This is a genomic window from Pseudomonas fragi (assembly GCF_025426255.1).
In the GTDB taxonomy this organism is placed as follows: Bacteria; Pseudomonadota; Gammaproteobacteria; order Pseudomonadales; family Pseudomonadaceae; genus Aquipseudomonas; species Aquipseudomonas kulmbachensis.
Map to the genome: position 1 here is coordinate 1,082,180 of NZ_CP104861.1, position 23,980 is coordinate 1,106,159.

The 23,980-nt window shown below is 57.2% G+C and carries 22 protein-coding genes; 11 read left to right on the top strand and 11 right to left on the bottom strand.

Translation table 11 applies throughout. From position 1 onward, the window contains the following. The first annotated feature begins 57 nt into the window (after window positions 1-57). On the top strand, window positions 58-1,152 hold the full coding sequence (locus N7D90_RS05110; protein ID WP_261741160.1) for a PLP-dependent cysteine synthase family protein: 1,095 nt from the start codon (window positions 58-60) through the stop codon (window positions 1,150-1,152). 168 nt (window positions 1,153-1,320) lie between these two features. On the opposite strand, the gene N7D90_RS05115 is transcribed toward N7D90_RS05110, so the two are convergent. From N7D90_RS05115 to N7D90_RS05125, 3 genes are all read right to left on the bottom strand, one after another. Then, the gene (locus tag N7D90_RS05115; protein WP_261741161.1) at window positions 1,321-2,931 is read right to left on the bottom strand and encodes an NAD(P)/FAD-dependent oxidoreductase; all 1,611 of its coding nucleotides are present in this window, start codon (window positions 2,929-2,931) and stop codon (window positions 1,321-1,323) included. Between the two features lie 90 nt (window positions 2,932-3,021). Next, complete coding sequence (locus N7D90_RS05120) at window positions 3,022-3,693, bottom strand: COG3650 family protein (RefSeq protein ID WP_261742382.1); 672 nt, start codon at window positions 3,691-3,693, stop codon at window positions 3,022-3,024. 152 nt (window positions 3,694-3,845) lie between these two features. After that, window positions 3,846-4,445 (bottom strand): short chain dehydrogenase, encoded by a 600-nt coding sequence (locus N7D90_RS05125; RefSeq protein ID WP_261741162.1) that lies wholly within the window; start codon window positions 4,443-4,445, stop codon window positions 3,846-3,848. A gap of 104 nt (window positions 4,446-4,549) precedes the next feature. On the opposite strand from N7D90_RS05125, the gene N7D90_RS05130 reads away from it, so the two are divergent. Continuing rightward, a complete protein-coding gene (locus N7D90_RS05130) occupies window positions 4,550-5,458 on the top strand; it encodes a LysR family transcriptional regulator (RefSeq protein ID WP_261741163.1) in 909 nt (302 codons plus the stop codon). A gap of 65 nt (window positions 5,459-5,523) precedes the next feature. Here N7D90_RS05130 and N7D90_RS05135 read toward each other — a convergent pair whose 3' ends face one another. From N7D90_RS05135 to N7D90_RS05155, 5 genes are all read right to left on the bottom strand, one after another. Next, the gene (locus N7D90_RS05135; RefSeq protein WP_261741164.1) at window positions 5,524-6,225 is read right to left on the bottom strand and encodes an ABC transporter ATP-binding protein; all 702 of its coding nucleotides are present in this window, start codon (window positions 6,223-6,225) and stop codon (window positions 5,524-5,526) included. Continuing rightward, window positions 6,226-6,993 (bottom strand): high-affinity branched-chain amino acid ABC transporter ATP-binding protein LivG, encoded by a 768-nt coding sequence (gene livG, locus N7D90_RS05140; protein WP_261741165.1) that lies wholly within the window; start codon window positions 6,991-6,993, stop codon window positions 6,226-6,228. Continuing rightward, window positions 6,990-8,246 (bottom strand): high-affinity branched-chain amino acid ABC transporter permease LivM, encoded by a 1,257-nt coding sequence (locus tag N7D90_RS05145; protein ID WP_261741166.1) that lies wholly within the window; start codon window positions 8,244-8,246, stop codon window positions 6,990-6,992. Before N7D90_RS05145 ends, livG begins: the two co-directional genes overlap by 4 nt. Next, complete coding sequence (gene livH, locus N7D90_RS05150) at window positions 8,243-9,166, bottom strand: high-affinity branched-chain amino acid ABC transporter permease LivH (protein ID WP_261741167.1); 924 nt, start codon at window positions 9,164-9,166, stop codon at window positions 8,243-8,245. The genes N7D90_RS05145 and livH overlap by 4 nt, the downstream gene beginning before the upstream one ends. A 248-nt stretch (window positions 9,167-9,414) precedes the next feature. After that, a complete protein-coding gene (locus N7D90_RS05155) occupies window positions 9,415-10,542 on the bottom strand; it encodes a branched-chain amino acid ABC transporter substrate-binding protein (protein WP_261742383.1) in 1,128 nt (375 codons plus the stop codon). A gap of 359 nt (window positions 10,543-10,901) precedes the next feature. Here N7D90_RS05155 and N7D90_RS05160 point away from each other — a divergent pair, with 359 nt between their 5' ends. Next, a complete protein-coding gene (locus N7D90_RS05160) occupies window positions 10,902-11,207 on the top strand; it encodes a DUF2288 domain-containing protein (protein ID WP_261741168.1) in 306 nt (101 codons plus the stop codon). Window positions 11,208-11,637: 430 nt separating this feature from the next. Here the strand turns inward: N7D90_RS05160 and rapA are convergent, their stop codons facing one another. Next, window positions 11,638-14,484 (bottom strand): RNA polymerase-associated protein RapA, encoded by a 2,847-nt coding sequence (rapA, locus tag N7D90_RS05165; protein WP_261741169.1) that lies wholly within the window; start codon window positions 14,482-14,484, stop codon window positions 11,638-11,640. Window positions 14,485-14,655: 171 nt separating this feature from the next. Between rapA and N7D90_RS05170 the strand changes: the two genes are divergently transcribed. From N7D90_RS05170 to ccoM, 3 genes are all read left to right on the top strand, one after another. Continuing rightward, window positions 14,656-14,967 (top strand): aspartate-semialdehyde dehydrogenase, encoded by a 312-nt coding sequence (locus N7D90_RS05170; protein ID WP_261741170.1) that lies wholly within the window; start codon window positions 14,656-14,658, stop codon window positions 14,965-14,967. Window positions 14,968-15,045: 78 nt separating this feature from the next. Then, on the top strand, window positions 15,046-15,207 hold the full coding sequence (locus N7D90_RS05175) for a hypothetical protein (RefSeq protein WP_261741171.1): 162 nt from the start codon (window positions 15,046-15,048) through the stop codon (window positions 15,205-15,207). Between the two features lie 148 nt (window positions 15,208-15,355). Beyond that, a complete protein-coding gene (gene ccoM, locus N7D90_RS24630) occupies window positions 15,356-15,466 on the top strand; it encodes a cytochrome c oxidase subunit CcoM (RefSeq protein WP_016779744.1) in 111 nt (36 codons plus the stop codon). A 264-nt stretch (window positions 15,467-15,730) separates the two neighbouring features. On the opposite strand, the gene N7D90_RS05180 is transcribed toward ccoM, so the two are convergent. Further along, window positions 15,731-17,203: an inorganic phosphate transporter gene (locus N7D90_RS05180; RefSeq protein WP_261741172.1), complete on the bottom strand. Its 1,473-nt coding sequence runs from the start codon at window positions 17,201-17,203 to the stop codon at window positions 15,731-15,733. 344 nt (window positions 17,204-17,547) lie between these two features. Further along, entirely contained in the window at window positions 17,548-17,748 is a 201-nt protein-coding gene (locus N7D90_RS05185; protein WP_261742384.1) for a hypothetical protein, read from the bottom strand. A 689-nt stretch (window positions 17,749-18,437) separates the two neighbouring features. Here N7D90_RS05185 and pcaR point away from each other — a divergent pair. The 5 genes from pcaR to pcaF all read left to right on the top strand — a co-directional run bounded on the left by pcaR (window position 18,438) and on the right by pcaF (window position 23,915). Next, window positions 18,438-19,280, top strand: coding sequence for a pca regulon transcriptional regulator PcaR (gene pcaR / locus N7D90_RS05190; RefSeq protein WP_261741173.1), 843 nt, complete (start codon window positions 18,438-18,440; stop codon window positions 19,278-19,280). 297 nt (window positions 19,281-19,577) lie between these two features. After that, complete coding sequence (locus N7D90_RS05195; RefSeq protein WP_261741174.1) at window positions 19,578-20,924, top strand: MFS transporter; 1,347 nt, start codon at window positions 19,578-19,580, stop codon at window positions 20,922-20,924. Window positions 20,925-21,076: 152 nt separating this feature from the next. Further along, window positions 21,077-21,934, top strand: coding sequence for a CoA transferase subunit A (locus N7D90_RS05200; RefSeq protein WP_088379144.1), 858 nt, complete (start codon window positions 21,077-21,079; stop codon window positions 21,932-21,934). Then, window positions 21,931-22,713, top strand: coding sequence for a CoA-transferase subunit beta (locus tag N7D90_RS05205; protein ID WP_261742385.1), 783 nt, complete (start codon window positions 21,931-21,933; stop codon window positions 22,711-22,713). The genes N7D90_RS05200 and N7D90_RS05205 overlap by 4 nt, the downstream gene beginning before the upstream one ends. Then, the gene (pcaF, locus tag N7D90_RS05210) at window positions 22,710-23,915 is read left to right on the top strand and encodes a 3-oxoadipyl-CoA thiolase (RefSeq protein WP_261741175.1); all 1,206 of its coding nucleotides are present in this window, start codon (window positions 22,710-22,712) and stop codon (window positions 23,913-23,915) included. Before N7D90_RS05205 ends, pcaF begins: the two co-directional genes overlap by 4 nt. Window positions 23,916-23,980 lie beyond the last annotated feature (65 nt).

A 23,980-nucleotide genomic window follows, 5' to 3' on the forward strand; every position in this document is an offset into this window, starting at 1 on the left:
TTCTTTACTGCACGCGCTGCTGTGCTTTTCCTTCTTGTTACCACCGAGCCACCCTCAATGAACCAAGATCGCCAGTGGGCCCGCGAAGCCATTCGTACGATTGAAGCGGATTTTCAGCGTTGCGCTGACACCCATCTGATTCCTGTGTCGCTGCCGGGGTTGCCGGGTATCGAGTTGTACTTCAAGGACGAATCGAGTCACCCCACGGGCAGCCTCAAGCATCGTCTGGCGCGCTCGCTGTTTTTGTATGCGCTGTGTAATGGTTGGCTAAAAGCCGGCTCCCCGGTCATTGAAGCTTCCAGCGGTTCAACGGCAGTGTCTGAAGCCTATTTTGCCAGGCTGCTGGGTTTGCCCTTTATTGCCGTGATGCCTGCCAGTACCTCGCCCGCGAAGATTGAGCAAATTGCCTTTTATGGCGGCCAAAGCCATCTGGTAGAAGATCCGACGCAAATTCACGCCGAGTCCGAGCGTCTCGCACTGGAGACCGGCGGCCATTTTATGGACCAGTTCACCTATGCCGAACGGGCCACGGACTGGCGGGCGAATAACAACATCGCCGAGTCAATCTTTCAGCAACTGCGCTTTGAGCGTCACCCAGAGCCGAGCTGGTTGATCTCCAGTCCGGGCACGGGCGGTACTACCGCGACGTTGGGGCGCTATGTGCGCTATCGCCAGCACCACACTCGCGTACTGTGCGCAGATGCCGAGCGTTCGGTGTTCTTCGACTACTACCTGAGTGGTGATGCCAATTTGCGTCTGGACTGCGGTTCACGTATCGAAGGTATTGGTCGGCCCAGGGTTGAGGCTTCTTTTTTGCCGAAAGTGATCGATGCGATGGTCAAGGTGCCAGATGCCTTGTCGCTGGCGGCCATGCATTATTTGGCGCAGCGCATGGGGCGGCGGGTCGGAGGGTCGAGCGGAACCAATCTGATCGGCGCACTGATCGCGGCGCAACATATGGTTGCGAGCGGCGAGAGCGGATCAATCGTGGCGATTTTGTGTGATGGCGGCGAACGTTATGCCACCACCTACTACGATGCGCAGTGGCTCAAGGCCCAGGGTTATGAGCTGGATGGCTTGATCGGCGCGGTCAAAGCCTGTGTGGAGCAGGGCGCGGCATTGCCTGCTGGAGTGTTGCGGGCGGGGATTTGAAGATGCTCTTGTAGCAGCTGCCGCAGGCTGCGTTCTGCGGCGAAGCCGTCGTAAAATCAGCGACCCCGACTTATCAGTTATACGCCGGGTTCAGGTTTTACGATTGCTTCGCAATCGAACGCAGCCTTAGGCAACTGCTACAAGTATTGAGCAAGCCTCGACTGGGCCTTACGCTTCGATGCCCAGAATGTCGCGAGCCACAGCTTCGGCAATCCGGATCCCGTCGACACCTGCCGACAGAATCCCGCCTGCGTAGCCTGCGCCTTCGCCTGCCGGGAATAAGCCCTTGACGTTAAGGCTTTGCATTGACGCGTCACGGGTCATGCGCAGCGGCGACGAGGTGCGGGTTTCGATCCCGGTCAGGATCGCGTCATGCATCGAGAAGCCTTTGATCTGCTTCTCGAACGCCGGCAAGGCTTCGCGGATGGCTTCAATGGCGAAGTCCGGCAGAGCCAGAGCCAAATCACCCAGGGATACACCCGGCTTGTAGGACGGCTCGACAGTGCCCAGGGCCGTGGACGGCTTGCCGGCAATAAAGTCGCCGACCAGTTGCGCCGGAGCCTCGTAGTTGCTGCCGCCCAGGACGTAGGCGTGGGCCTCCAGGCGTTCCTGCAGTTCGATCCCGGCTAATGGCCCGCCCGGGTAGTCTTCTGGCGTGATGCCGACCACGATGCCCGAGTTGGCATTGCGTTCGTTACGCGAGTACTGGCTCATGCCGTTGGTCACAACGCGACCCGGTTCGCTGGTGGCGGCAACCACGGTGCCACCAGGGCACATGCAGAAGCTGTAAACCGAGCGGCCGTTTTTGGCGTGGTGTACCAGTTTGTAATCGGCAGCACCCAGCTTCGGGTGACCGGCGTACTTGCCCAGACGGGCGCTGTCGATCAGCGACTGCGGGTGTTCAATGCGGAAACCCACCGAGAACGGTTTGGCTTCCATGTACACGCCACGACCGTGGAGCATGCGGAATGTGTCACGGGCGCTGTGGCCCAGGGCCAGGACGACATGACGCGAGTTCAGTTGCTCACCGTCAGCCAAGACGACACCGGTCAGTTGACCGTCGTCGATCAGTACGTCAGTCACACGCTGTTGAAAGCGTACTTCGCCGCCCAGCGCAATGATTTGCTGGCGCATGTTCTCGACCACACCGGTCAGACGGAATGTACCGATATGCGGTTTGCTGACGTAGAGAATCTCGTCCGGTGCGCCGGCTTTGACAAACTCGTGCAGCACTTTGCGGCCGTGGTGTTTCGGGTCTTTGATCTGGCTATAGAGCTTGCCGTCCGAGAACGTGCCTGCGCCGCCTTCGCCAAACTGCACGTTGGACTCGGGGTTGAGCACGTTTTTGCGCCACAGGCCCCAAGTGTCCTTGGTACGTTGGCGAACTTCGGTGCCGCGTTCAAGAATGATCGGCTTGAAGCCCATTTGTGCCAGCAGCAGCCCGGCGAAAATACCGCAGGGGCCAAAGCCCACCACAATCGGGCGTTCGCTCAAATCCTGGGGGGCCTGGCCGACAACTTTGTAGCTGACGTCTGGCGCTGGATTGACGTTACGGTCGTCCGCGAACTTGATCAGCAGCGGTGCTTCATCGCGCACGCTCAGATCGATGGTGTAGATAAAGCACAATTCGGACGATTTTTTACGCGCATCGTAGCTGCGCTTGAACAAGGTGAAATCGAGCAGGTCATCACTTTCAATACCCAGGCGCTGCAGGATGGCAGGGCGCAGGTCTTCTTCGGGATGGTCGATCGGCAGCTTGAGTTCGGTAATTCGTAACATGACAGTGTCCAGTATCGGGGGGCCAGGTAAACCCTGGCAGAACCGCCAATTGTAAGCTGCTTCGAGGCAATATGCGGCAACAGTTGTCGGCTAGTCGTTACGCGCGCCACCGAAATAACCGCAACCGCGCTGGATCTGACCGTTGATCCGCAGCTCGGCACCCAGATGCTGCACGCTGCCGTTGCTACTGTCGGTGCAACGTTGTGGGGCAACCCACAGCTCGATGTGCTGGTTGTTGGCTTCAGTGGACAGGGAGAAACGGCCATCACCGACCTGTTCTTCAACGTACGGCAGAGCCAAGTCTGGCTGGCCTTCGCGTTTAAGCACCATACCCTTGCCCCCGGCCTGTATTTCCCACGCTGGGCCATTGCCGTTGGCGTGAACGGTCAGTTGCTTGAAGTTCGGGTCCTGGCAGGCGCTGTTGCTGCGCTCCAGGCGATAGAGCTGCTGCAGCTCGACCTCACCGTCAGTGCCGGGTGTCTGGCTGGCGACAAAGCGGCCGCGAATATCGGCGAACAACTTGCCCGGAGAATTGGGCATGTAAGACGCGTCTTGCACCAGGGTGGTATTGGCGCTGTCGCGTACGACGTAGCGCTGTTGGCCGACGCACGGTTGAAACACGAGCTGGTCATTGGAAGAAACCAGCTCACCTTGCAAGCGGGTCAGACCAGCGTTGGTGTCAGCAGGTTTGCTGTTAAGCAGTTGGCAGCCCGCAAACACGGGCAGCAGGGCAAACAAAACCAAGGGACGAACAGCACGCATCATTGGGACTCCTGACTGGAGCCGCCACGTTACTCAGGCTCGCCGTGCATCACAAGGGGGGAGGGTGGATGGGGAGGGTTTCTCGACCATGTGGGAGCGGCGGTGCGACGACTCCCACACGGGTTCATGGGGCCCAAACGTTGGGTTTTGGGTCAGCCGACTGGATAGGTTTGCCCGGTGTGCAGGCCTTCTACGCTTTTGGCGTAGGCCAGGGCCACATCGGCGCCCGCTACGGGCTTGAAGCCGCGAAAGTACGGCGCGTAGTGTTCCATTGCTTCTTCCAGCACTGTAGGGCTTACGGAGTTAACCCGCAGCCCGCGTGGCAACTCAATGGCGGCAGCTTTTACGAAACCGTCGAGTGCCGCGTTGACCAGTGCCGCCGAACTGCCGGTGCGAATCGGCTCACGGCTGATGACGCCACTGGTGAAAGTGAACGATGCACCATCGTTGGCAAACTCGCGACCGATCAACAGCAAGTTGACCTGGCCCATCAGTTTGTCCTGCAAGCCCAGGGCGAAATCTTTCTCGCTCATCTCCATGAGTGGCACAAAGCTGACATTGCCAGCCGCGCAGATCAGTGCATCGAAGCGTCCGGTTTGTTCGAACAGTTGGCGAATCGATGCGCTGTCGCTGATATCAACCTGAAAATCGCCGCTTTTGCGGCCGATGCGCACGATCTCGTGGCGCGGTGACAGTTCGCGATCAATAGCTGAACCAATCGTACCGTGAGCGCCAATCAACAGGATTTTCATGGTGTGTACCTTTATGGATGAGGTGAGCGCTCAGTCTAGGGGTGGTTTTTTAGCGCGATAAGCGCACTAATAGGCAACCTTTGGTTTTCATATGGAAACAATCCATGAGCGAAATGGATGACTTGGCGGCGTTTGCGGTATTGATCGACGCTGGCAGTTTTACTTTGGCCGCTCAGCAATTGGGTTGCAGCAAGGGACAACTGTCCAAGCGCATCAGTCAGTTGGAGGCACAGTTTTCAGTGGTGTTGCTGCACCGCACCACAAGGCGTTTGAGCCTGACGGCTGCGGGTGCAGCGTTATTGCCTCAGGCCCAGGCACTGGTCGTACAAGTGGAACGTGCGCGTCAGGCATTGGCCCGACTCAAGGACGATATGGCTGGCCCGGTGCGTATGACCGTGCCTGTGTCTTTGGGCGAAACCTTTTTTGATTCGCTGCTGCTGGAGTTCTCCCGCGAGTACCCACAGGTGCAAATTGAGCTTGAACTCAATAACAGTTACCGCGACATGGCGCGGGAGGGGTTTGATCTGGCGATCCGCTCGCAGGTTGCCAGCAACGAGCGACTGGTGGCCAAGCTGGTACTTAACTGGCACGAAATTACCTGCGCCAGCCCCGCGTATCTTGAGCAATACGGCGAACCGACCACGCCTCAACAACTGGCCGAGCACCGTTGCCTGCTTAACAGTCACTACAGCGGTCGCGAAGAATGGCAGTACCACCGTCAGCATGAACTGCATCGGGTGCGGGTTTCGGGACCGTTTGCCAGCAATCACTACAGCTTGCTGAAAAAGGCCGCCGTGATCGGTGCTGGCATCGCCCGGCTACCCTCGTACATGCTCAGTACCGAATTGGCGGATGGGCGTTTATGCGGGTTGTTGCGTGACTATCAAACGCGTAGTAATCCCATGTATCTGGTTCACCCTTATCAGGGCGGCTTACCCAAACGCACCCAGGTATTGGCGGATTACCTCGTGGGTTGGTTTCAGCGCAGTGGTGAGGCCATTAACCAGCTTTAACCAAAACGCTGCCTTCAGGGCAAAAAAAAACGGCCCCGAAGGGCCGTTCTGTATCGCAGGCAGGTTTAGCCGCCCAGATACGCGTCACGCACTTTCGGATCGTTGAGCAATTGCTCGCCAGTGCCTTGCATGACCACACGGCCGTTTTCCAGCACGTAGGCTCGGTCAGCAATTTTCAGTGCCTGGTTGGCGTTTTGCTCCACCAGAAACACGGTTACGCCTTCATCTCGCAGTTGTTCGATGATGTCGAAAATCTGCTGGATAATGATTGGCGCCAACCCCAGTGACGGTTCATCAAGCAACAGCAGCTTGGGTTTGCTCATCAGCGCCCGGCCAATCGCGAGCATTTGCTGTTCGCCCCCGGACATGGTGCCGCCGCGTTGAATGAAGCGTTCCTTCAAGCGTGGGAACAAGTGCAGAACCTTGTCCATTTGCTCTTCGTACTCATGCTTCTCGGTAAAAAAACCGCCCATGGCGAGATTCTCTTCCACGGTCAAGCGAGCAAATACCCTACGCCCTTCAGGTACAACGGCGATGCTTTTGCGCATGATCTGCGCCGAGGTCAACCCCACCAGCTCTTCGCCCATATAACGAATGCTGCCGCTGTGAGCTTGCGGCGAACCGCACAACGTCATCATCAGGGTTGATTTGCCAGCGCCGTTGGCGCCGATCAGGGTGACGATTTCGCCCTGGCGTACCTCGACATTGACGCTGTGCAGGGCCTGGATCTTGCCGTAAAAGGTCGAAACGTTTTCAAATTGCAGCATTTACGCTTCCCCCAAATAGGCTTTGATCACTTCAGGGTTGTCACGGATCTGTTCCGGCGTCCCGTCAGCCAAAGGTGTGCCCTGGTTGATCACCACGATATGGTCGGAAATGCTCATGACCAGTTTCATGTCGTGCTCAATCAACAGCACGGTGGCGTTATGCTCATTGCGCAAAATGCTGATCAGCGCTTTGAGGTCTTCGGTTTCCTTGGGGTTCAGGCCCGCTGCCGGTTCGTCGAGCATGAGGATGCGCGGACGCGTCATCATGCAACGGGCGATTTCCAGGCGTCGTTGTTGGCCATAGGCCAAGGTGCCCGCCGGGCGGTTGGCGAACTCGGTCAGGTTGACCTTGTCCAGCCAATACGCAGCGTAATCCATGGCATCGCGTTCGCTTTTACGGAACGACGGGGTTTTGAACAGGCCCGACAGGAAGTTGGTGTTGAGGTGACGATGCTGGGCAATCAGCAGGTTCTCAACGGCCGTCATGTCCTTGAACAATCGCACGTTCTGGAAGGTACGAACGACCCCTTTGCGCGCAATTTCATGGCCAGCCAACCCTTGAATAGGTTGGCCATCGAGCAGGATCGTGCCCGCCGACGGTTTGTAAAAACCGGTCAGGCAGTTGAACACGGTGGTCTTGCCGGCGCCGTTAGGGCCGATCATCGACACTACCTGTTTTTCCTTGACGGTCAGGGCCACGCCGTTCACCGCCAACAAGCCGCCAAAGCGCATGCTCAGGCCGCTGACTTTCAGTATCTCGCGGCTCATTTTCGCAGCTCCAGGTGAGGACGTTGCATTGGCAGCAGACCTTGCGGACGCCAGATCATCATCAGCACCATCAGGGCTCCGAACAGCAGCATCCGGTATTCGCTGAATTCACGCATCATTTCCGGCAACAGGATCATCACCACAGCTGCCAGGATGACACCCAGTTGCGAGCCCATACCGCCGAGTACCACGATGGCCAGAATGATCGCCGACTCAAGGAAGGTGAACGATTCCGGTGTTACCAGGCCTTGGCGTGCGGCAAAGAAGCTGCCAGCAAAACCTGCAAAAGTAGCACCCAAGGTGAAGGCTGAAAGCTTGATAACTGTCGGATTCAAACCCAAGGCGCGACAGGCGATTTCGTCTTCACGCAGTGCTTCCCAGGCGCGACCGATTGGCATGCGCAGCAGGCGGTTGATCACGAACAACACCAACAGCACCAGCACCAGCGCGATCAGGTACAGGAAAATGACCTTGTTGATCGAGTTGTAGGCGATGCCAAAGTACTCGTGAAACGTTTGCATGCCTTCGGCGGCGGTTCTGTCGAAACTCAGACCGAACAGCGTTGGTTTCGGGATGTTGCTGATACCGTTTGGCCCACCGGTGATATCCGTCAGGTTACGCAGGAACAAACGGATGATTTCACCGAACCCCAGGGTCACGATAGCCAGATAGTCACCGCGTAAACGCAGCACCGGGAAGCCAAGCAGGAAGCCAAAGGTTGCCGCCATCAATCCAGCCAATGGCAGGCAGATCCAGAAGCTCAGCCCGAAGTAATGCGCGAGCAGCGCGTAGGTATAGGCACCCACGGCATAGAACCCGACATAACCCAGGTCGAGCAGACCCGCCAGGCCGACCACGATGTTCAGGCCCAGGCCGAGCATGACGTAGATCAGGATCAGCGTGGCAATGTCCACTGCACCGCGCGAACCGTAGAACGGCCAGATCAATGCAATGACCACCAGGCCCAGTATGATCCAGCGTTGAGTGCTGGGCAGGGTCAGGAAGTAACTGGCCTTGGTAGGCACTTTCGGCAGGCTGGGTGAGTTCTTCCAGGCTGTGGTCAGTTGCTGGTTGAACAACACGCGCACAAACATCAGTAAGGAGCAGATCGCAATCACGCTCAGGGTGAAGGTACTGGTGTTGTGAACTTCAATGTTGATCCCGACGATAGTCAGTTTCAGACCGAGTACCGGGTAGGCGACGGCCCAGACCAACAGGGCGCTGAAGAGCGCCGACTTAAGATTCCTAGTCATACTTTTTCAATCTCCGGACGCCCCAGAATGCCGGTCGGACGGAACAGAAGCACCAGCACCAGCAAGCCAAAAGCCACAACGTCTTTGTATTGGTCGCCGAAGATATCGGCACCAAAGGCTTCAGCCACACCGAGTACCAGGCCACCGAGCATCGCGCCAGGAATACTGCCGATCCCACCCAATACCGCAGCGGTAAAGGCTTTAAGGCCTACCAGGAAACCTGCGTTGGGGTTGATCACGCCGTACTGCACGCTGATCAGCACCGCAGCAACGGCTGCCAGGGCAGCACCGATCACGAAGGTCAGCGCAATCACGTTGTTGGTGTTGATACCCAGCAAGTTGGCCATTTTCATGTCTTCGGCACAGGCGCGGCAGGCGCGGCCCATACGTGAACGAGAAATGAAGATGGTCAGGCCGAGCATTGCGAGGAAGGTGACGACGAAGACCACAATTTGCATGTAGGAGACGATAACTTCGCTAGCGCCTCCAGGGCCAAAGGTGAAGCCGCCAGGGATCAGGTTGGGGATTGATTTGTCTTTTGAGTCTTGTGCCAGTAGTACGGTGTTTTGCAGGAAGATCGACATGCCGATGGCAGAAATCAGCGGAATAAGCCGATTACTGCCACGCAAGGGACGGTAGGCAACCCGTTCGATGCTGTAGCCGTAGGCGCTGGTAACCACAATGCTGGCGAGAAACGCGGCAGTCAGCAGAAGTGGCACGCTGTCCAGACCCATCATGGTCAAGCCGGCGATGGCGATAAACGCAATATAGGAACCAATCATGTACACCTCGCCGTGGGCGAAGTTGATCATTCCAATAATGCCGTAAACCATCGTATAGCCGATGGCGATCAGGGCATAAGTGCTGCCAACGTTGAGGCCGTTAACCAGCATTTGGAAGAAGTGATAGATGTCAGGCATTACAAAGCTCCTAAAAACCTGAGACGCATTTCACTGGTGGAGTCATTTTCCGGCCTGGGCTGTATGGGTTTTCACCCACTTTGAACACAGGTCTTCTGCCAGCGAACCGCTGGTGACGGTTTTAAAGATTTTCAGGTGGGCAGGCTTTCGGATCACGAAAGCGCGGCCCCATTTCCATGAACCGCCGGCCTTTAAAACAAAACCCACCGCGGGCGCAGTGGGCTTCGTTGTTAGGCCAGGACCAACCCTTACTGAGGGCTTACTTCAGTTTTAGGCTTACCGAAGTGCCATTCGTAAACTACGAATTTGAAATCTTCCACGTCGCCTTTGGCGTCAAACTTCAGGTTGCCGGTAGGCGTCTTGAAAGTACCTTTATGGATGGCTTCAGCAACTTTGGCCGGGTCTTCGCTTTTCGCTTGCTCGATACCGCCAGCAATTACTTCAACTGCTGCGTATGCCGGGAACACGAATGGACCGGTAGGGTCTTGTTTCTTGGCAGCAAAGGACTCAACCAGCGCCTTGTTGGCCGGGTCTGCATCAAATGCTTTTGGCAGAGTCACCAGCAGGCCTTCGGAAGCACCTTGAGCGATTTGCGAGATGGACTCGTTGCCCACGCCTTCAGGGCCCATGAACTTGGCGTTCAGGCCTTTTTCTTTGGCTTGGCGCAGGATCAGACCCAGCTCTGGGTGGTAGCCGCCGTAGTAGACGAAGTCGACGTTGGCTTGCTTGAGCTTGGCAATAACAGAGGAGTAGTCTTTTTCGCCAGCGTTGACGCCTTCAAAGACTGCGACTTTCACGCCTTTGTCTTCCAGGGTCTTTTTAACGGCGGTAGCGATGCCTTCACCGTATTGCTGTTTGTCGTGCAATACCGCAACGATTTTCGGCTTCACGTGATCCGCGATGTAGTTACCGGCTGCAGGGCCTTGGGCGCTGTCCAGACCGATAGTACGGAAAATCATCTTGTAACCGCGAGCGGTGATTTCCGGGCCGGTAGCGGCCGGGGTAATCATGATGATGCCTTCGTCTTCGTAAATGTCCGAAGCAGGCTGAGTGGAGCTGGAGCACAGGTGACCGACTACAAATTTAATACCGTCATTGACCACTTTGTTGGCAACGGCAACCGCTTGTTTCGGGTCGCAGGCGTCATCGTAGTCAACCGCTTCAAGCTTTTTGCCATCAACGCCGCCCTTGGCGTTGATTTGTTCGATAGCCATTTTTGCGCCAGCAAACTGCATGTCGCCGTACTGAGTCAGAGGCCCGGTTTTCGGACCCGCGATACCGATCTTGATGGTGTCTGCGGCAAATGAATGGCTGGCGAACCCGGCCAAAACCATAGCGGCAAACAGTTTAGTAATCTGCTTTGTAGCCATCTTTATTGGTGCTCCACTCTTATGTTGTAATTTTTATAGTCCTGGAAGCCAAGGCAGCCGGACCGGGTTTTCTTGTAACGAAATTCCCGGTCAATCCCCCCTGCAACTGTACCGGTACAGTGTAGAGCGCCGGTTCAGCGCTTGAATAGCGTACTGGCGGGGGAAAAAACAGGAAATGTCGCTTAAACGTAAGAAAAAGACAGAATGGCGGCGGATTAGGCTGTTGATAGTTATCAGAATGTTGCTAAATCAACGCACCAGTCCTTGGCCTTCTACTCTTTTCTCGCTTTTTTACCTGAAAAGCCGGGTTTTTCTACCGGGTGTGCGGCGTTATCATTGCGCCGATATTTTTCCCGGTGAATCCCATGAATCAAGAACCTAGCACCCTCTATGCCAAGCTGCTTGGCGAGACCTCAACTATTGAATGGAAAGCCCTGCAACCCTTCTTCGCCAAAGGTGATTTGTTGTGGGTTAAACCCGAGCTGGACTTGATCGAAGCGGCGCAGGCAGTGACTCAGGATGATGCAGAGAAAGTCTCGGCCTGGATGGCGTCCGGGGTGCTTGGCAAGATGACTGAGGAGCAGGCGCTAGACGTTCTTGAACGTGACCCGCAGCTATGGGCGGTGGTGGTTTCGCCTTGGGTTATGGTCCAGGAAAGGGCGCAAAAATAACCTCGCGCACCAAACGGGAGCATTTTTTTGCACTGAATTGAAGTGCCGGGAGTGTGTAGCTCAGTAACCCGGCTCTGAGTAGTGGCAATTTGCCGTGGAGAAACGCCACAGTTGGTACGGTGGCGTTTTTTTGTGCCTGCAATACAGATGCCCCGCTATGGGCACTCTGAGTGCAAAAGTGGCGCAATAGGGAGTCAAGGAAGGGAGTTGATAGTTGCGGGTATTGAAGGGGGCTTGTAGATACTCTGTTCCAGGTCAAGCCCAGTGGGAGCGAGCCTGCTCGCGAATGATCTTCGCGAGCAGGCTCGCTCCCACGCTTGAAGTATCTCTGCCGCTGGTAAAGGCTGCGCAAAGATCTGCAGGATCTTCACCAGCCTTCCAGGCATTGGGCCAGCTATCGCAGCCTGAGCCAGCGGCTACAAGTGTTGTTTTAACCGGCGACCAGCACGCGAATGGCTTCAAGGCGCAGGGCGGCTTTTTCAAGCATGGCCAGGCTTTGTTCGCGTTGTTTGCGCAAGGCCACCAGTTCGCTGTCGCGTACGCTCGGGTTGACTGCCTGCAAGGCGGTCAGGCGTGCCAGCTCTTCTTCGGTATCGGCAGCCAGGCGGCGTTGCGCTTCGGCCACGCGTTCTGCGTGACGTGGCGCGATCTTGGCTTCACCGGCGTTGATCTTCGGCGTCAGCTGGTCGCGCTGGGCCTGAACGAACTTGTTGGCGCTGGCGCGGGGTACGCTTTCCAGTTGTTCGTTCAATGTGTCGAAGGCCACGCGGGACGACAGGTCGTTACCGTTTGCATCGAGCAGGCAGCGCAGGGCCGCCGGGGGCAGGTAGCGACCCAGTTGCAGTGAACGCGGGGCAACCACTTCACTGACGTAAATCAGCTCGAGCAGCACAGTGCCGGGCTTCAGGGCCTTGTTCTTGATCAGTGCGACGGCGGTGTTGCCCATCGAGCCAGACAACACGAGGTCCATGCCGCCTTGCACCATCGGGTGTTCCCAGGTGATGAACTGCATGTCTTCGCGTGACAGGGCCTGGTTGCGATCGTAGGTGATGGTGACACCTTCGTCGTCGCCCAGCGGGAAACTGGCGTCGAGCATTTTTTCGCTGGGCTTGAGGATCAGCGCGTTTTCGGAATGGTCTTCGCTGTCGATGCCAAAGGCGTTGAACAGGGTTTCCATGTAAATCGGCAGGGTGAACTGGTCGTCCTGTTCAAGGATCGCCTCAACCAGTGCTTCGCCTTCGCCCGAACCACCTGAGTTAAGCTCCAGCAAGCGGTCGCGGCCAGTGTGCAATTCCTGTTCGAGACGCTCGCGCTCAACCCGTGCTTCGTCGATCAGCGCTTGCCATTCTTCATCGTCTGCGGCTTCCAGTAACGGCAGCAGGCGCGGGCCGAACTGGTGTTGCAGGGCGTTGCCGGTCGGGCAGGTGTTGAGGAAGGCATTCAGCGCTTCGTGATACCACTGGAACAGGCGCTGTTGCGGGCTGGTCTCAAGGTATGGCACGTGAACTTCGATGATGTGCTTCTGGCCGATCCGGTCCAGACGGCCAATACGCTGTTCCAGCAAGTCCGGGTGGGCTGGCAGGTCGAACAGCACCAGGTGGTGAGCAAACTGGAAGTTGCGGCCTTCACTGCCGATTTCGGAACAGATCAGCACTTGGGCGCCGAATTCTTCATCTGCGAAGTAGGCCGCAGCACGGTCGCGCTCAAGAATGTTCATGCCTTCGTGGAAGACCGTTGCAGGAATGCCGGAACGCACGCGCAGGGCGTCTTCCAGATCCATCGCGGTTTCGGCGTGGGCACAGATCACCAGCACCTTGGTGCGCTTGAGCATTTTCAGAGTGTCGGTCAGCCATTCAACCCGAGGGTCGAAGCGCCACCAGCGTTCTTCATCACTGGCGTCTGGCTGTGACTGGAAGCTGACTTCTGGATACAGCTCGGCATGTTCACCTAGCGGTAACTCAAGGTATTCGGCCGGGCACGGCAGCGGGTAGGCGTGCAGTTTGCGTTCCGGGAAGCCCTGGATTGCGGCACGGGTGTTACGGAACAGCACGCGGCCGGTGCCGTGGCGGTCAAGCAACTCGCGCACCAAGCGGGCGCTGGCTTCGGCATCGCCATCATTGACGGCAGCCAGTAGGGCATCGCCTTCGGCACCGAGGAAACCGTGGATGGTTTTATGCGCTTCAGGTGACAGGCTGCCTTTATCCAGCAGCTCCTGTACGGCTTGAGCGACCGGGCGATAGTTTTCGCTCTCGGCGCGGAAAGCGGCCAGGTCGTGGAAGCGGTTCGGGTCGAGCAGGCGCAAGCGTGCAAAGTGGCTGTCTTGACCCAGTTGTTCCGGGGTCGCGGTGAGCAGCAACACGGCCGGGATCACGCCAGCGAGTTGCTCGACCAGGCCGTATTCAGGGCTGACGTTGTCTTCATGCCACACCAGGTGGTGTGCTTCGTCGACGACCAGCAAGTCCCAGTCGGCGTCGAACAGCGCGGCCTGGGCCTTGGGGTCGTCAACCAGCCATTCCAGGGCAACCAGGGCCAGTTGGCTGTCTTCGAAGGGGTTGCTGGCATCGCTCTCGATAAAGCGCTCTTCATCGAACAGCGCCACTTCGAGGTTGAAGCGCCGACGCATTTCGACCAGCCATTGGTGCTGCAGGTTTTCCGGGACTACGATCAGTACACGGTTGGCGCGGCCGCTGAGCAGTTGGCGATGAATCACCAGACCCGCTTCAATGGTTTTACCCAGGCCTACTTCGTCGGCCAGCAAAACCCGCGGTGCGATTCGGTCTGCCACTTCGCGGGCAATGTGCAGTTGGTGTGCAATCGGTTGCGCACGCACGCCGCCCAGGCCCCACAGCGGCGATTGCAGCTGGCGGCTGGTGTGTTCCAGGGTGTGGTAGCGCAGCGAGAACCAGGACAGCGGGTCGATTTGCCCGGCGAACAGACGGTCACTGGCCAGACGGAACTGGATGAAGTTCGACAGCTGGGTTTCTGGCAGGGTGACGGTTTCGTTTTGTTCGTTGAGGCCGTGATAGACCAGCAGGCCATCGGCGTCATCGACTTCGCGCACGGTCATCTTCCAGCCTTCGAAGTGGATGATGGTGTCACCCGGCGAGAACCGTACACGCGTAAGCGGTGCGTTGCGCAGCGAATATTGGCGGGTTTCGCCAGTGGCCGGATAGAGCACGGTCAACAAGCGACCGTCCTGTGCCAGAACGGTGCCCAAACCTAGCTCTGCTTCGCTGTCACTAATCCAGCGTTGCCCCGGTTGATACTGCTGCGCCATGCTGCCTGACTCCCGCTTTGAAAAAGCCGAGTATATTAACGGATCAAAGGCCTCAGTCCAAAGGACTCTCATAAAAAGCTGCCGGGCTTAAAATCAGCCGGGGCAGTAATCGACGAACGGCTGACCTCGACGGGCTGCCGCTGACAGACTGACGACAGGAGAACATTAACCATGTTGCCGTCAATTTTGCCGCTTGGCGCAGTAACCGTTACCTGCGGCCCTGTCCGTCCTCGACCCGAGATCCCGCCCGTGGTGCCAACGCAAGCCAGCTCCAGTGAATGTGCGATCGATCTGAAACACAGCGATGACGATCAGGCCACGCTGCTGTTACGCGAAGAACAGCAGCGCCAACACGACAAGCGCCGTCGCGAATCCCTGGAGCAGAACCCAGTGGCAGAGGCGGGCACTGATGACGGTGCGCCGGATGCGCCCCTGATTGATGGCATGCAGCGTCAGGGGTTGTGGGTCGATATAAAAGTCTAGATGGTTTTTTCTGGTCAGCGCTGAATACGCGTCGCATTATTGGCGCACTGAAACACACTGACAGTGGTCTGATTTTTTATGAGCCAAGACACCAAGCTGGTTGATCTGGGCGCCGAGCGCGCCAAACGGGTACACGACCTCAATGAAAAGCGCTTGAACGAAGTTCGCCTGGCATTCGAGCAGGCAATGCCTTTGGTAAAAGCAGCGAAGAAACCAAAGAAAAAACCGAAAAAGCGCTGAGCTGCTGCGATTCCGCTGACCTGAGTCAATTATTCCCATCAACTTCGAGCTGGCCGTGGATCTCTATTGATCCCGGTCAAGTTGTGCGCCTGCGCGTCTGGTTAATCTAGCTTCAACAGACACAATCAGACAAACGCAGGAGGCCGTCATGTTTCTCGATAATGTGGTTATCGCCGGAGTACTTACTGTCGGCCTCATGGTTTTGTTCTTCGCCGGTCTGGGCATTTTTATCTGGAAAGACTCCCAGAAGCGCAAATAGCGCCGAGTCTTTTCAGGGAATGAGCACGCAAGGCATTTTGGGCGACTTCGGTCGCCTATTTTTTTGCCTGTGTGTTTTGTCTACAGCTTGAACCCGTCTGTGGGAGCGAGCCTGCTCGCGAAGGGTGTAAGTATCAGCGTGTATTGACTGGAAAATCGCGATGTTCTTGGGGGCTTCGCGAGCAGGCTAGCTCCCACAACTTATTACTGCACAAAAAAAAAGGTACGGCCCGTGAGGGACGTACCTTTTTTGTTCGGCGCAGAATCAGGCCAGCGCTTTGGACGCCAGCCAGAACAGCGTCGCAGACAGCGCGATGGTGGCCGGTAAGGTCAGCACCCACGCCATCAGGATGGTCTTGATCGTGCCACCTTGCAGGCCGCTCTTGTTGGCGACCATGGTGCCAGCAACGCCTGACGACAGGATGTGCGTAGTCGATACCGGCAGGGAGAAGATGTTGGCCATACCGATTGCGAAGGCAGTGGTGATCTGTGCCGCCATGCCCTGGGCATAGGTCATGCCTTGCTTGCCGATCTTCTCACCGATGGTTTTAACCACCCGCTTCCAGCCAACCATGGTGCCCAGGCCCAGGGCCAGTGCTACTGCCAGAATCACCCAGAACGGGGCGTACTCTGTGGTTGCGGTCAGGTCTTTGCGCAGTTTGTCGAGGTCGGCTTTTTCGCGCGAATCAAGTACTGGCAGTTTGCTGACTTTCTTTGCAGTGTCATCCAGGCAGAGCAGGTAGCGACGGATCTCGATACGCTTTTCAGCCGGGATCGAATGGTAGTCTGCCACGCCTTTCAATGAGCCAAGCAGCGCTTCAATGGTCGGTTCGGTTTGCTGCGGGTTGCAGCTGAACTGATCAGGCAAGTCGCCTTTGATGCTTTTGCCCAAGGCCAGAAACTCGCTCAGCGAAGCGTTGTTGCGCTGGTAGAACTGGTTCAGGTGCAGGGTGGCGTCACGAGTACGCTCGATCTGATACGTGGTGCTGTTCAGATCCAGTACGAAGGCACTTGGCACGATGCCGATCAGGACCAGCATGATCAGGCCGATGCCTTTCTGGCCATCGTTGGAGCCGTGAACAAAGCTCACTGCCATGGCCGAGATCACCAGAACCAGGCGGTTCCAGAACGGCGGATGCTTCTTGTCGTCCAGCTTGCGGCGCTGCTCTGGCGTCTTGTGCATCTTGGACGCCGGACGCCACCACTTCAGGGCGATCAACACCAGGCCGGCAATCAGGAAGCCCGCAATTGGCGAGAACACCAGCGAGGCACCAATGTCGATTGCCTTCTGCCAGTTAACCCCTTCGCTCACCGGGATTCCGCTGATCAGGGCATTGGCCAGGCCGACACCCAGGATCGAACCGATCAAAGTGTGCGAGCTTGAGGCCGGAATCCCGAAATACCAGGTTCCCAGGTTCCAGGTGATGGCTGCTGCAAGCAGTGAAAACACCATGGCCAGGCCATGTCCGGTGTTTACATTCACCAGAAGCTCTACCGGCAGCAGGTGGACGATGGCATAAGCCACGCCGACCCCGCCCAGCAGAACGCCGAGGAAGTTGAACACACCGGAAAAGAACACCGCCAGGTGAGGCGGCATGGCTTTGGTGTAGATGACAGTCGCTACCGCGTTTGCGGTGTCATGAAAGCCGTTGATGAACTCAAACGCGAGAACAAAGGCTAGGGCGAAGAAGAGGCTGATAAGAACCCAGGCGTCCAATCCGCTTAATAGATCGATCATGAAGGTTTTCTGACACGGTCATAAAGGGGGGCGGATTATGCCAGAAAACCCTGCTAATCAATGCACTAGCTGCCCGTTGGTAACATCTATAAATGAAAAAACTCGTCAGAGTATTCTGAAAGAACGCGTAGGCACATTCCCTCAAGCCACTGATAGCAAAGGCTATGAGGGCTTTCAGGGGGCAAACTTTACCCCTTGTCGAGGCCCTGATTCGAGCACATGAAATATCTCGAATCGGAGGTTGAGCCGGACTGGTTTCAGCTCTGACACAGCAAATAGCCATACCCGCTCGTGCAAATGGCAAGCAAGCAAGGGTGGCAGCAGGCTATTTTCAGGCTCTCAGGTCAGGGCTCTTCGGCATTGAGCTCTTTTTCAATTTTCTGAATTTCTTGAGAGAAAGCCTGATCGAGCAGGCTGGCACGTTTGCGCCAAGGTTTACGCTCTGGCTCTGGCCGAGCGGCGTAGGTCGTCACTTCACCGCCGTAAACATCCTTGAATCGTTGTTCCTGACGCTCAAGTTCTGCGCGCAGTTCGTCTTTCGTCACTGTGTTACCTAATTGAGTTAAGTTTAAATCTGGTGAATCACCGTGCAGGGGCGGTTGATTCATTTGACGAATGATAGGCGATAAGGCAATTGCCTATTTACAACGTCACATTTAAATACGCCACGCGATGCACACCGCCACGTCATCAACTAACACATGAACGTCGCCGTTTGTAAGTGTTCACCCCCACTGGGCCACAACACACAATGCACTTGGGTTAAGCCGCGAGGGCCGATTGAACTCAACGAATTGGCTGGATCCAATCTGTCGCACAGGCTTGACCTTGTGCTCTCGATCACTTGCACTCCTCCAAGGCGGAGGAGAATCACTACTATCGCCGAATAACTTCGGGCGCGTCAACTTCCAAGTGCGTGACGAGTTATGAATAGTCATGAATTACAGCGCAGGATGCTCGGCGCACTCTATTAATACGGTCGCCGGCTAATTGCCGAATCAAGTTATTTAACCGCCGGGCTGGACTTAACCGGATTACATATAAAGCAGACGTTTTCTATCACTGAACGGATTGATTGTGTGGGGCGCTTGATTTTAATAAACCTCACGCCAAGGGGCAGCCTGTGAATCTTTAGCTTGCGTCCAGGTTGATGGGTGGATTGCGATTATCGGCTGACGGTTCGATAATCGCCCGGCATGTAATAACTATAAGCAGCTGAAGCTGGGGGTTGGGAATGAGTGATCAACTGCGTAATGCCGTTGCCAGTATCGCACCGCCGATTGTGGCGTCGCCGGCCAAGCGGATTCAGGCGTTTACCGGTGACCCTGACTTTATGTCGTCACTGGCCCGAGGTTTGGCAGTGGTGCAGGCGTTTCAGGAGCGCAAGCGGCATCTGACCATCGCTCAGATCAGCCATCGCACTGAAATTCCACGGGCAGCGGTGCGCCGGTGTTTGTACACCCTGATCAAGCTTGGCTACGCGACCACTGATGGTCGGACCTACTCCTTGTTGCCCAAAGTGCTGACCCTGGGCCACGCCTATCTGTCTTCGTCGCCGCTGGCGGTGTCGGCCCAGCCGTATCTGGACCGTATGAGTGAGCAATTGCACGAAGCGTGCAACATGGCCACCCTCGAAGGCGACGATATCCTCTATATCGCCCGCTCGGCCACCACCCAGCGCCTGATCTCGGTGGACTTGTCGGTAGGTGGCCGCTTGCCTGCGTACTGCACGTCAATGGGCCGCATCCTGCTGGCGGCGCTGGACGATGTGACGCTGAACGAGTACCTGGCCCATGGCGAGTTCCAGGCCAAAACCAGTCGCACCTTGCATACCCCAGAGGCGTTGCTTGAGTGTTTGCAGCAGGTACGCGCACAAGGCTGGTGTGTCGTTGATCAAGAACTGGAGCAAGGGCTGCGCTCGATTGCCGTACCGGTGTATGACGCGTCGGGCCAAGTGCTGGCGGCCCTGAACGTCAGCACCCACGCCGGGCGGGTGACACGTACGGAGCTGGAACAGCGCTTTTTACCGATCATGCTCAACGCCAGCCGTGAGCTGAGCACCCAGTTGTTTAGCTGAATCAGAGGGAACTAAGCGTTCGATAAACGCACAGTTAAGCGTTTATCGAATTGCGCGCTGGCAGTGCGCTGATTAATGTCGCTTCAGCGCCCCCGTTCGAAGCCCGCTCAAGCGTTGCTCAGGACTTGGCCAAAATAATAATGAAGAGGCTATACGCCATGAACATCCCCAACTGCCCGTCACTGACCCAGTCACTGCGCAGTCGCCCGAAGATCCGCTGATCCCCGATAGCTTTTAGTGTGACCCTGGCCGTTAGCCGGTTTTCGTTCGCCCTGGTTTTTACTCGGTATAAAAATAATGAATTCACCTCAGTCTTCTGTCGGCAGCTGCCTCGATGTGCAGTCCTTCATCAACGCTCAACCGCTGTCGCGTTACCAATGGCGCGTGGTGATCCTGTGTTTTCTGATCGTTTTTCTCGATGGCCTGGACACTGCGGCAATGGGCTTTATTGCCCCAGCTCTGTCGCAGGACTGGGGTATTGAACGCGCCAGCCTGGGCCCGGTCATGAGCGCCGCGCTGATCGGCATGGTGTTTGGTGCCCTGGGTTCGGGGCCCTTGGCGGACCGCTTTGGTCGCAAAGTGGTGCTGGTGGTGGCGGTGTTGGTGTTTGGCGGGTTCAGCCTGGCGTCGGCCTACAGCAGTAACGTTGACCAGTTGCTGATTCTGCGATTTTTGACCGGCCTGGGGCTGGGCGCCGGGATGCCCAATGCCACCACCTTGCTATCGGAGTACACCCCTGAGCGGCACAAGTCCTTGCTGGTGACCAGTATGTTCTGCGGCTTCAACCTCGGCATGGCAGGCGGCGGGTTTATCTCGGCCAAGCTGATCCCGATGTATGGCTGGCATAGCCTGCTGCTGATTGGCGGGATTTTGCCGCTGATTCTGACCCTGGTCTTGGTGGCGTGGTTGCCTGAGTCTGCGCGTTTTCTAGTGGTGCGCAATCGCAGCATTGAGCTTATTCGAAAAGCACTGGCCCCAATAAACCCGGCAATTGTGGCTCAAGCTGCAAGCTTCAGCGTACCGGAGCAAAAGACCGTCAAGGCCCGCAACGTATTCGCGGTGATTTTCTCCGGCACTTACAGCACCGGCACCCTGTTGCTCTGGCTCACCTACTTTATGGGCCTGGTGATTGTTTACCTGTTGACCAGCTGGCTGCCGACGCTGATGCGCGACAGTGGTGCGAGCATGGAGCAGGCAGCGTTTATTGGCGCGCTGTTCCAGTTCGGTGGGGTACTGAGTGCGGTAGGGGTGGGCTGGGCGATGGACCGGTTCAACCCTCATAAAGTTATCGGCATTTTCTACCTGCTAGCTGGGGTATTTGCCTACGCGGTAGGGCAGAGCCTGGGCAATATCACCCTTCTCGCCACGCTGGTGCTGGTGGCCGGTATGTGTGTCAACGGTGCGCAATCGGCGATGCCGTCCCTGGCTGCGCGTTTTTATCCGACCCAGGGTCGGGCCACAGGTGTGTCGTGGATGCTCGGGATTGGCCGCTTCGGCGCCATTCTAGGCGCCTGGATGGGGGCAACTCTGCTGGGGCTGGGCTGGAACTTCGAGCAAGTACTGACCGCGTTGGTGATCCCGGCTGCCCTGGCAACCGCTGCGGTATTGATCAAGGGCATGGTCAGCCATGCGGATGCAACCTGATCGTTATCACGCTAACTATGTGTTCGATTAACGAACACATAGTCGATTATCGGATTGTTTGGCCGAAAGCCGCGGCTTAATCTGCTGAACATCCGGTGCTAGCGCACCTTCTTCAACTGCAGCGGCCTACAAAAAAAACGGGAGCTACCCAGATGGCAGACATCATTTCGTTACACGACGCGGTGAAACAATTTGTGAGCGACGGTGACACCGTTGCTCTCGAAGGTTTCACTCACTTGATTCCGACTGCTGCGGGTCATGAAATCATCCGCCAGGGCAAGAAAGACCTGACCCTGGTGCGGATGACGCCTGACTTGGTCTATGACCAGTTGATCGGTGCCGGTTGTGCGCGAAAGTTGATCTTTTCCTGGGGCGGTAATCCGGGTGTCGGTTCCTTGCACCGTTTACGCGATGCCGTCGAGAAACAGTGGCCGCAGCCGCTGGAAATCGAAGAGCACAGCCACGCCGACCTGGCCAATGCCTACGTCGCAGGCGCTTCGGGCCTGCCGTTTGCGGTACTGCGTGCCTACGCCGGTTCAGACCTGCCCAAGGTCAATCCGCTGATCAAGACCGTGACTTGCCCATTCACCGGCGAAGTATTGGCCGCCGTGCCAGCAGTGCGCCCGGACGTGACGGTGATTCATGCACAAAAGGCTGACCGCAAAGGCAATGTGCTGCTGTGGGGCATTCTGGGGGTGCAGAAGGAGGCGGCACTGGCGGCCAAGCGTTGCATCGTCACGGTTGAAGAAATCGTCGATGACCTGCAAGCGCCGATGAACGCCTGTGTGCTGCCGACCTGGGCCCTGAGCGCGGTGTGCCATGTGCCGGGCGGTGCGCATCCGTCCTACGCTCATGGATACACCGAGCGTGATAACCGTTTCTATCAGGCGTGGGACCCAATTGCCCGCGACCGTGAGACCTTTACTGCCTGGATCAATGAATACATCCACGGCACTGCGAATTTCAGCGAGTTCCAGGCCAAGCTGGCCCGCGCTTCGGAGGCAAAATAATGGCTTACTCCACCAATGAAATGATGACTGTCGCCGCCGCTCGCCGTTTGAAAAACGGCTCGGTGTGTTTTGTCGGCATCGGCCTGCCTTCCAAAGCGGCCAATTTGGCGCGTCTGACCTCTTCACCCGATGTGGTACTGATTTACGAATCCGGTCCGATTGGTGCCAAGCCTTACGTCTTGCCGCTGTCGATTGGCGACGGCGAGCTGGCCGAAACTGCCGACACAGTAGTGTCCACCAGCGAAATTTTCCGTTACTGGCTGCAAGGCGGCCGGGTCGATGTGGGCTTTTTAGGTGCGGCCCAGGTTGACCGCTTCGGCAATATCAACACCACCGTGGTCGGTGACTACCATCAGCCAAAAGTGCGCCTGCCGGGTGCCGGTGGGGCACCGGAGATCGCCGGGTCGGCGAAAAGCGTGCTGATCATTCTCAAGCAGTCGGCCCGTTCATTTGTCGACAAACTGGACTTCATCACCTCTGTCGGCCACGGCGAAGGCGGCGACTCGCGTAAACGCCTGGGCCTGCCAGGTGCCGGTCCGGTCGGGATCATCACTGATCTGTGCACCATGGAACCCGAGGAGCAAACCAACGAATTCGTGGTAACGGCCTTGCACCCTGGTGTGACTCGCGAGCAAGTGGTCGCCGCTACCGGCTGGGCGATTCGCTTTGCCGATAACGTGCAACAGACGGCCGCACCGACCGAGGTTGAGCTCACCGCCTTGCGTGACCTTGAGGCTCGAACTGCACTGGCTCACGGCCAGGCACCGGGAGAAGCGTGATGCGTGAGGTCTTTATCTGTGACGCGATTCGTACACCCATTGGCCGTTTTGGCGGTGGCCTGGCCAGCGTTCGTGCTGACGATCTGGCTGCTGCGCCGATCAAGGCGCTGATCGAGCGCAACCCAAACGTGAACTGGAGCGAAGTCGACGAAGTGTTCTTCGGCTGCGCCAACCAGGCCGGTGAAGACAACCGCAACGTGGCCCGCATGGCGGCGTTGTTGGCCGGTCTGCCGGAAACCATTCCTGGGGTAACCCTCAACCGCCTGTGTGCCTCGGGTATGGATGCAATCGGCACCGCCTTCCGGGCAATTGCCAGCGGCGAGATGGAGCTGGCGATTGCCGGTGGCGTCGAGTCCATGTCGCGAGCGCCGTTTGTGATGGGCAAGGCCGATGCGGCGTTTTCGCGCAACATGAAGCTGGAAGACACCACCATCGGCTGGCGCTTCATCAACCCGCTGATGAAGGCCCAGTACGGGATCGATCCGATGCCGCAAACCGCGGATAACGTGGCCGACGATTACCAAATTTCCCGCGCCGATCAGGACGCTTTCGCCCTGCGTAGCCAGCAACGTACCGCCGCCGCTCAGGCTGCTGGTTACTTTGCCGAAGAAATCGTACCGGTACGTATTGCCCACAAAAAAGGCGAGACCATCGTTGAACACGATGAGCACCCGCGTGCCGACACCAGCCTGGAAACCCTGGGCAAACTCAAACCGGTCAACGGCCCGGACAAGACTGTGACCGCGGGCAATGCCTCGGGGGTGAACGATGGTGCGGCAGCCTTGATTTTGGCATCGGCCGAGGCGGTTAAACGCCATGGTCTGACCGCCCGAGCTCGGGTGCTGGGAATGGCCAGCGCCGGTGTTGCGCCGCGGGTGATGGGCATCGGCCCGGTACCTGCGGTACGCAAGCTGGTGGAGCGCCTGGGTTTGGCGGTCAGCGATTTTGATGTGATTGAACTCAACGAGGCTTTCGCCAGCCAAGGCTTGGCTGTATTGCGCGAGTTGGGCCTGGCTGACGACGCACCGCAGGTTAACCCCAATGGCGGAGCGATTGCCCTGGGCCATCCGCTGGGCATGAGTGGTGCACGTATCGTGATGACCGCCTTGCACCAGTTGGAGAAAACCGGCGGCAAGAAAGGCTTGGCAACTATGTGTGTCGGTGTCGGCCAAGGTTTGGCATTGGCTATCGAACGGGTCTGATAGCGCTACAGTTAAAGCCGAGCGACTGTGACCTCAGTCGTTCGGCTTATTGCGGTTACGGCGCT

What these genes read in the sequence shown, in the direction of transcription:
- N7D90_RS05110 (WP_261741160.1), top strand. Translation starts at nt 58, where the DNA reads ATGAACCAAGATCGCCAGTGGGCCCGCGAAGCCATTCGTACGATTGAA.
- N7D90_RS05115 (WP_261741161.1), bottom strand. Translation starts at nt 2,931, where the DNA reads ATGTTACGAATTACCGAACTCAAGCTGCCGATCGACCATCCCGAAGAA.
- N7D90_RS05120 (WP_261742382.1), bottom strand. Translation starts at nt 3,693, where the DNA reads ATGCGTGCTGTTCGTCCCTTGGTTTTGTTTGCCCTGCTGCCCGTGTTT.
- N7D90_RS05125 (WP_261741162.1), bottom strand. Translation starts at nt 4,445, where the DNA reads ATGAAAATCCTGTTGATTGGCGCTCACGGTACGATTGGTTCAGCTATT.
- N7D90_RS05130 (WP_261741163.1), top strand. Translation starts at nt 4,550, where the DNA reads ATGAGCGAAATGGATGACTTGGCGGCGTTTGCGGTATTGATCGACGCT.
- N7D90_RS05135 (WP_261741164.1), bottom strand. Translation starts at nt 6,225, where the DNA reads ATGCTGCAATTTGAAAACGTTTCGACCTTTTACGGCAAGATCCAGGCC.
- livG (WP_261741165.1), bottom strand. Translation starts at nt 6,993, where the DNA reads ATGAGCCGCGAGATACTGAAAGTCAGCGGCCTGAGCATGCGCTTTGGC.
- N7D90_RS05145 (WP_261741166.1), bottom strand. Translation starts at nt 8,246, where the DNA reads ATGACTAGGAATCTTAAGTCGGCGCTCTTCAGCGCCCTGTTGGTCTGG.
- livH (WP_261741167.1), bottom strand. Translation starts at nt 9,166, where the DNA reads ATGCCTGACATCTATCACTTCTTCCAAATGCTGGTTAACGGCCTCAAC.
- N7D90_RS05160 (WP_261741168.1), top strand. Translation starts at nt 10,902, where the DNA reads ATGAATCAAGAACCTAGCACCCTCTATGCCAAGCTGCTTGGCGAGACC.
- rapA (WP_261741169.1), bottom strand. Translation starts at nt 14,484, where the DNA reads ATGGCGCAGCAGTATCAACCGGGGCAACGCTGGATTAGTGACAGCGAA.
- N7D90_RS05170 (WP_261741170.1), top strand. Translation starts at nt 14,656, where the DNA reads ATGTTGCCGTCAATTTTGCCGCTTGGCGCAGTAACCGTTACCTGCGGC.
- N7D90_RS05175 (WP_261741171.1), top strand. Translation starts at nt 15,046, where the DNA reads ATGAGCCAAGACACCAAGCTGGTTGATCTGGGCGCCGAGCGCGCCAAA.
- ccoM (WP_016779744.1), top strand. Translation starts at nt 15,356, where the DNA reads ATGTTTCTCGATAATGTGGTTATCGCCGGAGTACTTACTGTCGGCCTC.
- N7D90_RS05180 (WP_261741172.1), bottom strand. Translation starts at nt 17,203, where the DNA reads ATGATCGATCTATTAAGCGGATTGGACGCCTGGGTTCTTATCAGCCTC.
- pcaR (WP_261741173.1), top strand. Translation starts at nt 18,438, where the DNA reads ATGAGTGATCAACTGCGTAATGCCGTTGCCAGTATCGCACCGCCGATT.
- N7D90_RS05195 (WP_261741174.1), top strand. Translation starts at nt 19,578, where the DNA reads ATGAATTCACCTCAGTCTTCTGTCGGCAGCTGCCTCGATGTGCAGTCC.
- N7D90_RS05200 (WP_088379144.1), top strand. Translation starts at nt 21,077, where the DNA reads ATGGCAGACATCATTTCGTTACACGACGCGGTGAAACAATTTGTGAGC.